Here is a 12545-nt window from a genome sequence, read left to right as displayed (position 1 = left end):
CAATGCCAGAAGCGTGCCAATCGCGGATCGAGAGGCGCGCGGGCGCGGTGCGGAGATGCGTGCAGGGCCGCTGTGGCGCGCGGACGCATGCGCACGGCTCTGCGCAGGGTGCGGAACGCGAACGGCATAGCGAGACCGGCGAGGGCGCTGACGCGGCCACGTTGCGCCGCTACGGCACAGCAAAGCGAAGAAGGACGCGCACGCGTTGCTCAAAAACTGAACACCGCGCGGGAAAAAGCGCAAAGGTGAGGAAAACGCGAGAAAGGACGGCGGAAAGCGCGACGAATTGCGGCGCGCGGGGCCCGCATGCTGTAGGCTTTGCAGCCGTAACAGCAAGGAGAATCTGCAATGTCTGAAACTGAATCGTTCGTCTGCCGCAATCAGTCCTGCGGCACGCCCTGGGAACAAAGCGAAGTGGTCATCAAGAACGAGGGCCAGGGTCCGTTGTTCCGTTGCCCGCTGTGCGGCGCCCGCAACTATCTGGAGCAATTCCAGGACGACGAAGGCAACGTCGTCTACGAACAGGTCGACGGCAAGCCGTTCCTGTGAGCTTTTAAGCGGACGTGCGCCTCAGAAGTCCCTCAAAGAATTTCCGAGGCCAGCGAAATGCCGAAAATGATGCCGCCGACGATACCCAGCGCGCGGCCCACGAGCAGCAGGTTCAGGTCTTCGTCGAGCAGGCCCGGATCGCGCCGGTCGCGCAGCAGCGTGCGATGCAGAATCGGGCGCGGGAACAGCAGCAGGGCGGAGATGACGGCCGGGACGGAAAGCCGCACGGCCGCGCCATAGCGGCGATCCGACGGAAAATCGAGCCAGACCAGCAGCACGACGAGCGCCGCGGTCAGAATGCCGCCGATGACCGCGCCGGCGACGAGTTTGTCGGTAGGATGCCCGTGCATGGCAATCGCCCTCTGGAGTATTTTTCGATCGCTCCATCATCTGATGCAGGTCAGAAAAACCCTATCGGATCAGTCTTAAAACGCGCGCGGCACGCTGCGGCGCGCGGAGCATCGGGCGTGCCCGTCGATGCGTTCTGGCTGGATCTTCGCCCTATCCAATCGGGTAGGCTGGCGTCGCGGCCCGGTCGTCCTACAGTTACGTCATACGATAAGAAACACTGTCGGAAACGGGGAGCTCGCCATGACATTCGTTGAACAGGAAATCGCGCATATCGCGCGAGTGATGCCGGCGTCGCTATCGAGCGACTTCGAAGAGCCGATCATGGACGCCGACTACTGGCGCAAACGGCTGCACGCCTTGCTCAAGCAAAATCACCTGACTCACGTTCAGCTCGCCACGGTCGACACGCTGCTGCGTCAGCTCGACGGTTTCGAGTCGCTCGGCCGTTGGCTGCCCCAGCCGCCGCGCTCCGTGCGTTTTTCGATGAGAGTGAGAGATCGCAGCGCCGACGTGCTGGTTTGAGCGCCGAAAGGCGCGCGAGCGGTGCTGCACGACGGTTGCGCATGCAAGCACGCGCGCAGCAAAGCAGCGGGAGAAATGCAAAAAGCCCGGTCAGCAGACCGGGCTTTTCACATGAATTAGCTGGTGGGGCGTGAGTGACTCGAACACTCGACCTACGGATTAAGAGTCCGCTGCTCTACCAACTGAGCTAACGCCCCCAACAGAAGAAAGATTATGCCCTGCCTTTTGAGTCTTGGCAAGTCCTTTTCGCAAATTTCCTAAAAAAGTTGCTGGCGGCCTGGAACGGCAAGCTGGCGCCTCGCTGCAGCACGGTCGCCTTATCTTCATTATCAACAGGACGCGGTACCACCCGGTATCATGTGGCCACGCTGGCGGGCCCGCGCTTCGGATCGCTTTCGATCGCTTCGGGCCGCGAGCCGGCGTGCCGCACGCTACCCGCTGGGTCCGTCGCCATGAGGACATCCGCCGCGCGGCGCGCACTCCATAAAAGGCACAAGAGAGACGATGGACGACAAGGCAATCGACGCGCTGCTCGAGCGCGTGCTGGCGCCGTGGGTGAAGGCGCTCGGGTTGAAGCCGCTCGATGTGACGGAAGACAGCGCCACGCTGCGGCTGCCGTTTTCGGGCGAACTGCGCCACGCGGGCGGCGTGATCTGCGGCCAGGTGTTCATGGCGGCCGCCGACACGGCGATGATCGTGGCGATCTCGGCGGCGCTCGGCGAATTCAAGCCGATGACCACGGTCGCGCTCAATACCAACTTCATGCGCGCGCTGCGCAAGGGCGACGTGAAGATCACGGCGCGCGTGCTGCGCATGGGCCGCAATCTGGTGTTCGGCGAAATAGAACTCTATGACGAAGACGGCCGGATGGCCGTTCACGCGACTTCGACTTACGCGCTACTCGACTAAGCTGTCGCATTCAGGACGAATCGAAGGAAAGAGGGCGCATGTTCGATCAGGTTGTCTTTGCCGGCGGCGGCAACCGCTGCTGGTGGCAGGCGGGTTTCTGGGACGTCGTCCAGCCGAAGCTGGATCTGCGCCCGCGTGTCATCACGGGCATTTCGGCGGGCGCGGCCACCGCGTGCATGATCTACACGCGCGATTCGCAGTGGGTCATGCGCTATTACGAGGAAGCGCTCAAGCACAACAAGCGCAACGCGTACTGGGGCAACCTGCTGCGCGGCGAGTCGGTGTTTCCGCACTACCGCATCTATCGTCAGGCGCTGCTCGACATCTACGGACCGCGTTTCGAGAAGCTGCAGGACGCGCCCGAGATCCGCATCGGCGTGTCGCATCTGCCGCGCTGGCTCGGCGCGCGCAGCGCGGTGGCGGCGGGGCTCATCGCGTACAACATCGAAAAGCACATCCGCAAGACGCTGCATCCCACGCTCGGGCGCAAGCTCGGTTTTCATCCGGAATTCGTGACGGCGCAGGCCTGCGCAAACGTCGACGATCTCGCCGATCTCGTGCTGCAATCGTCGTGTACGCCGCCTTTTACGCCGGTGCTGCGCCGAAACGGTCGCGCCGTGCTCGACGGCGGCATGGTCGACAACGTGCCGGTCGGCGCGCTCGACGACACGCCAGGGCGCGTGCTGGTGATGGTCACGCGGCTGTATCCGCGTCCGCAGATGTTCGTGGTGAAGCACCGCACGGGCGGCGACGGCGGCGAGCCCGGCGAGCAACTGCGCCTCTATGTGCAGCCGACCGCCAAGGTGCCGATCTCGAGCTGGGACTACACGAGCCCGCAGCAGATGCAGCACGCCTGGAACCTCGGCGCCGAAGACGGCGAGCGTTTTCTCGCGCGTTTGCCGGAGATGTTCGAGGCGGCTACGCACGTCTGAGTCACGATGCGCGGCGCGGGCATCGACGTAAAAAAGGCGGCCTGATGGCCGCCTTTTTGTTGGCTACGCGTGCAGCTTGCCGCCTTACTTGCGGCGACCGCCTTGCAGCGCTTCCGGATTCGCGACGTGCGAAAGATCGCCCGCATCGAACGACAGGATGTTGCGGAAGGCCGCGCCGAAATACAGCTCGTAGCTCTCGCGCTCCACATAGCCGATGTGCGGCGTGCAGATCACGTTTTCCATGCGCAGCAGGCTGTAGCCCTGCAGGATCGGCTCGCTCTCGAACACGTCGATTGCGACCATGCCCGGCCGGTTGTGCGCGAGCGCGCCGAGCAGCGCGTTCTCTTCGAGCAGTTCGGCGCGGCTCGTGTTGACGAGCAGCGACGTCGGCTTCATGCGCAACAGGTCTTCCTGCTTGACGATGCCGCGCGTGTCGTCGTGCAGACGCAGATGCAGCGAGAGGATGTCGCTTTCCTCGAACAGCGCTTCGCGGCTGGCGGCGGCTTCGTAGCCGTCGGCGCGCGCGGCATCGAGCGAATGCTCGCGGCCCCAGATGATCACGCGCATGCCGAACGCCTTGCCGTAACCGGCGACCAGGCGGCCGATCTTGCCGTAGCCCCAGATGCCGAGCGTCTGGCCGCGCAGCACCTGGCCGAGACCGAAGTTCGGCGGCATCGCCGAGGTCTTCAGGCCCGACTGCTGCCACGCGCCCTGCTTGAGGTTGGCGACGTACTGCGGAATGCGCCGCTGCGCCGCCATGATCAGCGCCCAGGTGAGTTCGGCGGGCGCGACCGGCGAACCGGTGCCTTCGAGCACGGCGATGCCGCGTTCGGTACAGGCTTCGATATCGATGTGCGGACCGGCCTTGCCCGTCTGGCTGATCATGCGCAGATGCGGGAGCTTGTCGAGCAGTTGCGAGGAGATGCGCGTGCGTTCGCGGATCAGTACGAGTGCTTCGACTTCCGAGAGGCGGCTCGCAAGCTGACCGAGCCCGCGCACGGTGTTGTTGAAGACCTTGACCTCGTGATTGGCAAGCAGCTCGAAGCAGTCGAGCTTGCGGACGGCGTCCTGGTAGTCGTCAAGGATGGCAATTTTCATGGCGGCAAAAGTGATAGGCAGCGCACCGTACGCGGCGCGACTAGATGTTCATCTGGTGGTTATCCCACTATGCAGCGTTTGACAGGCTGGTATGAATACGGGGTCGCCTCACGTAGCACCGATCGCACCGAAGAAATAGCGCTCGCGGGTACCGCAATTGCTGTTTCGTTCGATGGCGCTCAATGCGGCTGCACGAGGTTTGAACGAGAATTTTTCCCCTTTTATCAGCTTGTCGGGTCGCCATGCAAGCCGCTTTACAGACGGTTGCGAACCCCTGCTGATTGGGCCTTGACGACCTGCACAACTGCGCGGACCGCAGCCCCGGTTTCGCCGTTGAATCGCCTAAAAAAGTGCCTCTCGCACGCAGCGTCGAAAAGGGCCTGAAACGATTTTTTATCAGCCCCTATGGAGACTTTTCGATGAATCATCCCGACTTCCCCGCCCAGGCCGCCATGCAGGCGCCGTCCTGGGTCCGGCACCGGAAACTGGTGGAATGGGTCAAGCAGATCGCCGCGCACACGCAACCCGAGCGCATAGTCTGGTGCGACGGCTCGCAGGAGGAATACGACCGCCTGTGCCAGCAGATGGTCGACGCGGGCACGATGCGCCGCCTCAATCCGCAGAAGCGTCCCAACTCGTATCTGGCCTGCTCCGATCCCTCGGACGTGGCGCGCGTCGAGGATCGCACTTTCATCTGCTCGCAGAAGAAAGAAGACGCCGGCCCGACCAATAACTGGATCGCGCCCGCCGAAATGCGCTCGACGCTCGACGGCCTGTTCGCCGGCTCGATGCGCGGCCGCACGATGTACGTCGTGCCGTTCTCGATGGGCCCGCTCGGCTCGCCGATCGCGCATATCGGCGTCGAACTCTCCGACAGCCCGTACGTGGCCGTCAACATGCGCATCATGACGCGCATGGGCCGCGCCGTGTACGACGTGCTGGGCGAGGACGGCCCGTTCGTGCCCTGCGTGCACACCGTGGGCGCGCCGCTGGCGGCGGGCGAGCAGGACGTGCCGTGGCCGTGCAACAAGACCAAGTACATCGTCCACTTTCCGGAAACGCGCGAGATCTGGAGCTACGGCTCGGGCTACGGCGGCAACGCGCTGCTCGGCAAGAAGTGCTTCGCGCTGCGCATCGCCTCGACGATGGGCCGCGACGAAGGCTGGCTCGCCGAGCACATGCTGATTCTCGGCGTGAAATCGCCGGAAGGGCGCAAGTATCACGTCGCGGCGGCGTTCCCGTCGGCGTGCGGCAAGACCAACTTCGCCATGCTGATTCCGCCGGCCGCCATGAACGGCTGGGAAATCAGCACGATCGGCGACGATATCGCCTGGATCAAGCCGGGCGCGGACGGCCGCCTCTACGCGATCAACCCGGAAGCGGGCTACTTCGGCGTGGCGCCGGGCACGAGCGAAAAGACCAACTTCAACGCCATGGCGACGCTCAAGGAGAACGTGATCTTCACGAACGTCGCGCTGACCGATGACGGCGACGTCTGGTGGGAAGGCATGACCGACACGCCGCCCGCGCACCTGATCGACTGGCAGGGCCAGGACTGGACGCCGGCGATCGCGAAGGAAACGGGCCGCAAGGCCGCGCATCCGAACGCGCGCTTCACGGCGCCCGCGTCGCAATGTCCGTCGATCGACGCCGAATGGGAAAACCCGAAGGGCGTCGCCATCGACGCGTTCGTGTTCGGCGGCCGCCGCTCGACCACCGTGCCGCTCGTGACCGAGGCGCGCGACTGGACCGAAGGCGTCTACATGGCCGCGACGATGGGCTCGGAGACCACGGCGGCGGCGGCGGGGCAGCAGGGCGTGGTGCGCCGCGATCCGTTCGCCATGCTGCCGTTCTGCGGCTACAACATGGCGGACTACTTCGGCCACTGGCTGAAGGTGGGCGGCCGCCTCGAACAGCTCGGCGCGACGCTGCCGCGCATCTTCTGCGTGAACTGGTTCCGCAAGGGCGACGACGGCAAGTTCGTGTGGCCGGGCTTCGGCGAAAACATGCGCGTGCTCGAATGGATGGTGCGCCGTATCGAAGGTCAGGGCGAAGGCGAAGCGCACGCGTTCGGCGTCTCGCCGCGTTATGGCGATCTCGACTGGCGCGGGCTGAACTTCACGCCCGAGCAGTTTGCGCAGGTGATTTCCGTCGACGCCGACGCCTGGCGCGCGGAACTAGCCCTGCATTCGGAGCTGTTCGACACGCTCGCGCAAGGCTTGCCGCCTTCGCTGCGCGACGCGCGCGCGGAGCTGGAAGCTCGCCTTTGAGCGGTGTTTTTCGCTGAATGTGAGCGCTCACTATCGTCGTGAACGGTTGTGAGCGCTCGAAATGAACAAAAAGATCGCCTGCGGGCGATCTTTTTTATTTGGGGTCGCAATCATTTCGAGAAAAAGGACGGGCAAAAAACTGCTCTTAAACGCGCGTTCTGTTCGCGATGTCCCAATCTTTTCGCTGCGATGCGGAAAATTGTTTCGAAGAGGGAAACAATCACGCTTGTGATAATGCGTAAACAGTGACAGTAGCGAAAATTTCGAAGAAATTCAGTGCTTCTTAGGCAACTTCTGCACGATTTCTCATGTCGTAGGAGAATTCGTGGTTTCCTCCGTCGGATTCCGACGGACAGTAACAGGCAGGAGTTGTCTCATGGATCATTTGCAGTCGATGCGAGTTTTCGTCAAAGTGGCCGACCTCGGCAGTTTTGCCCGGGCCGCTTCCGCGATGGATATCTCGAATGCGGTTGCGACGCGTCACGTGGCGGACCTCGAAGGTCGTCTTGGCACGCGTTTGCTCAACCGCACGACCCGCAGTCTTTCCCTCACCGAGTCCGGTCAGGTCTATCTCGAACGCGCCCGCCAGATTCTCGACGAGCTCGAAGATGTGGAGCAGATGGTGGTGGCGCGCAACCACGAGCCCGTCGGCACCCTGCGCATCGTCGCGCCGGTGGTGTTCGGGCTGCACAATCTCGCGCCCGTGCTGCAGACGTACACGCAGCGCTATCCGCAGGTCATTCCCGATGTCACGCTGGTCGATCGTCAGGTCGATCTGGTCGAAGAAGGCTTCGATCTCGGCGTCGTGACCGCGCGCCAGATGCGTAGCGCGAGCATCGTGACGCGTCGTCTGACCACGGGCTGCATGACCGTGTGCGCGACGCCCGCGTATCTGGAAAAGCACGGCACGCCCACGCGTCCCGAGCACCTGATGGAGCATCCGTCGCTGTCGCTGCCCTCGGAATACTGGGGCGACGAGCGCGTGTTCACCGGTCCGGACGGCGAAGTGCGCGTGCGCCCGAGCAACGTGATCGTCGCGAACAATACCGAAATGCTGCGCCAGTTCGCGCTGCTCGGCATGGGCATCGCGATTCTGCCGAGCTACCTGATCGGCCGCGACATGACGCGCGGACGCCTCGTGCGTCTGCTCGGCGACTACCGTCTGCCGCAGGTCGAGATCAACGTCGCGTATCCGAGCCGCCGCCATCTGCCGGCCAAGGTGCGCACGTTCATCGACCATCTGGTGGAGCATTTCAGCCAGACGCCGAACAGCCAGCTCGGCGAGCAGTGGGTCAAGGACGGCCTCGCGCGCCCGGCTAACGCGCGCAATGGCGCGCCGGAGGCGTTCGACGGCGCGGAGCCGATTTCGGATCTGCTCGACGGTTCGCGCGGCGCGGAAGGCGAGCACAACGGCGCGGAAGAGCGCGCACCGAAGGCTGGCCGCGCATCGGCCGGCCGCACGCGTTCGTCGGCGATTTCGCCGCTTTAATCCGCGTTTGGGGTCGATCGTCGCGTGATTGCGTCGGTCGATTCAGGCGATAAAAAAGGCGCAGCTTCGTGAGAAGCTGCGCCTTTTTGTTGGGCGACGCGGTGAACCACACCGCGCCTGAGACTTAAGAACCCGTCTTGCGCGCGGCGGTTTTCTTCGCCGCGGTCTTGCGCGCAGGCGCGGTCTTCGCAGCCGCCGTCTTGCGTGCCGGCTTCGCGGTGGCTTCTGCGCCTTCGGTTGCGTCGTTCGCAGCGTCGGCGCTCGCGGCGGACTTCTTCGCCGCGGTCTTGGCCGCCGTCTTCGCGCTCGGTTCCTTCTTCTCGAACTCGAAGCCGATCTTGCCGTCGGGCTGCTTCACGAGGAACGCCTTGAAGTTACGCCCCGTGCGCGACGACTTGAAGTTCGTCAGCAGGTCGGTGCGGCCTTCGGACAACAGCTTGGCCATCTGCTCGCGCGCGATTTCCTGCTGGAGAATCACCTTGCCCGAACGGAAGTCGCAGGTCTTCGGATTCGCCACCGAGTTTTCGCAGACATAGCTCATGCCGTGCTCGAACACGCGGCCCTTGCACTTCGGACACGCGCCAACGGCCTCCTGCTGTGAGAAGTCGGGCGCTTCGCCGTCTTCCGTGCCCTGATCCTGACCGAAGTCGAATTCGAGCTTGTAGTTCTTGATCTCGTCGTCGAACGACAGCTTGAGGATCGCCGAGAACGGACGGCCCATCTTGCTGCGGAAGCCCGACAGCGGACCGATCGTCTTGTTCTGCAGCAGTTCCTCGACTTCGGGAATCTCGAACTGACGGCCGCCCGGAATCTTCGAAATCGAGAATTCGCACTTCGTACACGCGAAGCGACGGTAGTTTTCCTTCACCTGACCGCCGCAATTCGGACACGGCGTTTCCAGCGTGGCGTAGTCGCCCGGAATGGTGTCCGAGTCGTATTCCTTCGCGCGCTTGACGATGGTCTGCGTCATGCGGGCGATTTCCTGCATGAACGCGTCGCGCGGGAGCTTGCCGCGCTCCATCTGCGAAAGCTTGTATTCCCACTCGCCCGTGAGTTCCGGCGCGGTCAGTTCTTCCACGCCGAGGCCGCGCAGTAGCGTCATCAACTGGAAGGCCTTGGCCGTGGGAATCAGCTCGCGGCCTTCGCGCACGAGATACTTTTCGCCGAGGAGACCTTCGATGATGGCCGCGCGCGTGGCCGGCGTGCCGAGCCCCTTGGCGGCCATCGCCTCGCGCAGCTCTTCGTCGTCGACGAGCTTGCCCGCGCCTTCCATCGCCGAGAGCAGCGTCGCTTCGTTGTAGCGCGCAGGCGGCTTGGTCACGAGCTGGTGCGCGGCGATCTTGTCGGTCTTGACCTTCTCGTCCTTCTGCACCGGCACGAGGTTCGCGTCTTCACCGCTCGAGTCGCGGCCATAGATCTGCAGCCAGCCCGGCTCGACCAGCACCTTGCCTTCGGTCTTGAAATGATGACCGGCGACTTCGGTGATACGCGTGGTCACGCGGTATTCGGCCGCCGGGAAGAACACGGAGAGGAAGCGCTTGACGACGAGGTCGTACAGCTTCTGCTCCGGCTCCGACAGATTCTTCGGCGCCTGCAGCGTCGGGATGATTGCAAAGTGGTCGCTGATCTTCGAGTTGTCGAAGATGCGCTTGTTCGGCTTCACCCAACCCTTGTCGAGCGCCTGCTTGGCGAACGGCAGATAGTTGTTGCTCTCCTTGAGCATCTCCATCGTCTCTTTCACGGTGCTGAGGTAGTCCTCAGGCAGCGCGCGCGAGTCGGTACGCGGATAGGTGAGCACTTTGTGCTTTTCGTACAGCGCCTGGGCGAGGCCGAGCGTGTTCTTGGCCGAAAAGCCAAAGCGGCCGTTGGCTTCGCGCTGCAGGCTCGTCAGGTCGAAGAGCGCGGGCGAGAGCTGCGTGGACGGCTTCGATTCTTCCGTGACCGTGCCTTCGCGGCCATGGCAGGCGGCGACGATGGTTTCGGCGGCCGGCACGCTCCAGAGACGCGAATCGCGCTTTTCCGGATCGTGCTCGTCCTTCTTGAATTTCGGGTCGTACCAGCGACCTTCGTAGAAGCCGCCCGCGCAGACGAATTCGGCGCGCACTTCCCAGTAATCGCGCGGCACGAAACGGCGGATTTTCTCTTCACGTTCGACGACGATCGAGAGCGTTGGCGTCTGAACGCGACCGACCGTGGTCAGGAAGAAGCCACCGCCCTTGCTGTTGAAGGCCGTCATGGCGCGCGTGCCGTTGATGCCGACGAGCCAGTCGGCTTCCGAGCGGCAGCGCGCGGCGTCGGCCAGCGGCAGCATGTCGTCGTCGCTGCGCAGGTTCGCGAAACCGTCGCGGATCGCCTGCTGCGTCATCGACTGGAGCCAGAGGCGCTGCACGGGCTGCTTCGCCTTCGCGTGTTGCGCGATCAGGCGGAAGATCAGTTCGCCCTCGCGCCCCGCGTCGCAGGCGTTGATCAGCTTCGTGACGTCCTTGCGCTTGAGCAGCTTCGTGAGCACCTTGAGCCGCGATTCGCTCTTGGCGATCGGGTTCAGGTCGAAGTGGGGCGGGATGACGGGCAGGTTCGCGAAGCTCCATTTGCCTCGCTTGACCTCGTACTCCTCGGGTGCGGCGATTTCCAGCAGATGGCCGACCGCCGACGAGAGCACGTAGTCGTCGCTCTCGTAGTACTCGTCATGCTTGGTAAATCCGCCCAGAGCGCGCGCGATGTCGTTCGCGACGGATGGCTTCTCGGCGATGATCAGAGCTTTGGACATGACTGATTGTGTGTGGGTGTATCCGGTGGGCGCCCCGTCTATGCCATGTGACTCGCGGTGGCGGGGCCGTCGCGCCCCTGGGGCGCCTCGTTAACGACCGCTTTATAGCACATGGCGCGGCGGTGGCGATTTTCGTGTCATCGGTGCGTGCCGTCCGCGCGCCGCTGGCTGCGGCTTTTTCGGGCGCCAATCATAAGGGCGCGGCGCGGCGGCGAGCAAGCCGGTGGGCAGGCGGCAGCGTGGCACATGCGGTCAAGCTGCGCGGGCGCAAGCTCACGTTCACGCTCAAGCGCGAGACCCGGCGCCGCAGCGTCTGACTAACGGGGCGCGATGAGCCTGCGTGCGCACTGACTGCCGCTCGCCGATGGTGTTCGCGTCACGCTTCGAGCAGCGCGGGGCGCAGCTTCGGCGCGTCGGCGACGCCCGGCAGCGCGGTGAGGTCGGCGAGCATGCGCTCGACCACCGCGCCGTGCGGCAGCACCGTGCCGAAGAAGCGCGTGGCGTTGCCGTCTTCGATCAGGATAGTCGGGAAATTCTCCACGTCGAGGTCGTCGAAGCGGTCGGCGTGGGTTTCGATATCGATGTACGCGAAGCAGATGTCGGGATGTGCGTCGGCGATGCGGTCAAAGGTCGCCCGATAGTCGCGACAGGTGCCGCACCACTCGGCGCACAGACACGCGACGAACAGCGTCTCGCGGTCGGCGACGCGCTCGGCGATCTGGTCGGCGTCGGTGTCGAGGTCAAGCGCGGGCATGGTCGTTCCTTGCGTTCTCTTCTATATAGAGGCAATGCGTGGGGCGCTGCATTTGGCGCGAATGTAACACGGCGCGCCGCTAGAAGTGGGACGCCCTGGCGAACCAGCCGCCGGGCAGCGCGCTCACGTGGCCGGCCAGTTCGAGCCGCAGCAGCGTGGCCTGGAGCACCGCTTCGGCCATGTCGGTGCGCTGCGCGAGGATTTCAAGCGTGGCGGGCGCGTGACCGATTGCGGTGAGCACGGCCTGGGCGTCTTGATCGAGACGATCGAGACGATCGGGCGCAGGCGGCCGTGCTTGCGGGGTGTCCAGCGGCAAGGCGATCTGGCCGGCCGCGCTTGCCTCTCGCGGATGCGCGGTTTCGTTCGAGCGCCGTTCGTGTCGTTCGCGTCCTTCGCGCCTTTGAGCGGGCGCTCTCGCGACTTTTGCCGCCACCGGCGCTGCGAAACCCAGCGCTTCGAGCACCTCTTCGGGCGTTTCAACCAGTTGCGCCCCCTGCTTGATGAGCCGATGACACCCGCGCGCCAGCGGCGCGTGAATCGAGCCGGGCAGCGCGAAAACGTCGCGGCCCATCTCGTTGGCGAGCCGCGCCGTAATGAGCGAGCCCGAGCGCATGGCGGCCTCCATCACGATCACGCCTTCGACGAGCGCCGCGATCACGCCGTTGCGCTGCGGGAAGTTGGCTGAGCGCGCGGGCGTGCCGAGCGGCCATTCGGAGACGATCGCACCGCGCGCGGCGATCTGCGTGGCGAGCGCGTGATGCGCGGACGGATAGACGAGGTCCGCGCCCGTGCCGATCACGGCGACGGTGCCTCCGCGTTCGTCGAGCGCGCCGCGATGCGCCGCGCCATCGACGCCGAGCGCGAGGCCCGAGACGACGGTCACGCCCGCCGCCGCGAGTGTGCG

12 protein-coding genes and 1 tRNA gene are annotated in these 12545 nt (G+C 64.4%); 7 read left to right on the top strand and 6 right to left on the bottom strand.

Translation table 11 applies throughout. The annotated features are described in order from the left end of the window. Window positions 1-348 precede the first annotated feature (348 nt). Window positions 349-549 carry a hypothetical protein gene (locus G3N97_RS06425; protein WP_205992464.1) on the top strand — a complete coding sequence of 67 codons (201 nt, stop codon included), beginning with the start codon at window positions 349-351 and terminating at the stop codon, window positions 547-549. A 32-nt stretch (window positions 550-581) separates the two neighbouring features. On the opposite strand, the gene G3N97_RS06420 is transcribed toward G3N97_RS06425, so the two are convergent. Beyond that, window positions 582-899 (bottom strand): hypothetical protein, encoded by a 318-nt coding sequence (locus G3N97_RS06420; RefSeq protein WP_205992463.1) that lies wholly within the window; start codon window positions 897-899, stop codon window positions 582-584. A gap of 241 nt (window positions 900-1140) precedes the next feature. On the opposite strand from G3N97_RS06420, the gene G3N97_RS06415 reads away from it, so the two are divergent. Next, entirely contained in the window at window positions 1141-1422 is a 282-nt protein-coding gene (locus G3N97_RS06415) for a hypothetical protein (protein ID WP_205992462.1), read from the top strand. 121 nt (window positions 1423-1543) lie between these two features. Here G3N97_RS06415 and G3N97_RS06410 read toward each other — a convergent pair. After that, window positions 1544-1619 (bottom strand) — tRNA-Lys (locus tag G3N97_RS06410). Between the two features lie 307 nt (window positions 1620-1926). Here G3N97_RS06410 and G3N97_RS06405 point away from each other — a divergent pair. Next, complete coding sequence (locus G3N97_RS06405; RefSeq protein WP_205992461.1) at window positions 1927-2331, top strand: PaaI family thioesterase; 405 nt, start codon at window positions 1927-1929, stop codon at window positions 2329-2331. Between the two features lie 38 nt (window positions 2332-2369). Further along, window positions 2370-3263, top strand: coding sequence for a patatin-like phospholipase family protein (locus G3N97_RS06400; protein ID WP_205992460.1), 894 nt, complete (start codon window positions 2370-2372; stop codon window positions 3261-3263). An 84-nt stretch (window positions 3264-3347) separates the two neighbouring features. Here the strand turns inward: G3N97_RS06400 and G3N97_RS06395 are convergent, their stop codons facing one another. Continuing rightward, complete coding sequence (locus G3N97_RS06395; RefSeq protein ID WP_205992459.1) at window positions 3348-4361, bottom strand: D-2-hydroxyacid dehydrogenase family protein; 1014 nt, start codon at window positions 4359-4361, stop codon at window positions 3348-3350. 419 nt (window positions 4362-4780) lie between these two features. On the opposite strand from G3N97_RS06395, the gene G3N97_RS06390 reads away from it, so the two are divergent. Both G3N97_RS06390 and G3N97_RS06385 read left to right on the top strand, forming a co-directional pair. Continuing rightward, window positions 4781-6631 (top strand): phosphoenolpyruvate carboxykinase (GTP), encoded by a 1851-nt coding sequence (locus G3N97_RS06390; protein ID WP_205992458.1) that lies wholly within the window; start codon window positions 4781-4783, stop codon window positions 6629-6631. A gap of 376 nt (window positions 6632-7007) precedes the next feature. Further along, on the top strand, window positions 7008-8120 hold the full coding sequence (locus tag G3N97_RS06385; RefSeq protein ID WP_205992457.1) for a LysR family transcriptional regulator: 1113 nt from the start codon (window positions 7008-7010) through the stop codon (window positions 8118-8120). A gap of 124 nt (window positions 8121-8244) precedes the next feature. Here G3N97_RS06385 and G3N97_RS06380 read toward each other — a convergent pair whose 3' ends face one another. Beyond that, a complete protein-coding gene (locus G3N97_RS06380; RefSeq protein ID WP_205992456.1) occupies window positions 8245-10887 on the bottom strand; it encodes a DNA topoisomerase III in 2643 nt (880 codons plus the stop codon). 122 nt (window positions 10888-11009) lie between these two features. Here G3N97_RS06380 and G3N97_RS06375 point away from each other — a divergent pair, with 122 nt between their 5' ends. Next, the gene (locus G3N97_RS06375; protein WP_205992455.1) at window positions 11010-11204 is read left to right on the top strand and encodes a hypothetical protein; all 195 of its coding nucleotides are present in this window, start codon (window positions 11010-11012) and stop codon (window positions 11202-11204) included. A 59-nt stretch (window positions 11205-11263) separates the two neighbouring features. Here G3N97_RS06375 and G3N97_RS06370 read toward each other — a convergent pair whose 3' ends face one another. Then, window positions 11264-11641, bottom strand: a complete 378-nt coding sequence (locus G3N97_RS06370; RefSeq protein WP_065061824.1) for a thioredoxin family protein — start codon at window positions 11639-11641, stop codon at window positions 11264-11266. A 79-nt stretch (window positions 11642-11720) separates the two neighbouring features. Then, the coding region (locus tag G3N97_RS06365; RefSeq protein ID WP_205992454.1) for a DNA-processing protein DprA at window positions 11721-12545 on the bottom strand (825 nt) is incomplete at its 5' end.

It is taken from the genome of Paraburkholderia sp. Ac-20347 (genome assembly GCF_017104805.1).
Lineage (GTDB): Bacteria > Pseudomonadota > Gammaproteobacteria > Burkholderiales > Burkholderiaceae > Paraburkholderia > Paraburkholderia tropica.
This window is presented reverse-complemented; position numbering and strand designations above follow the sequence as displayed.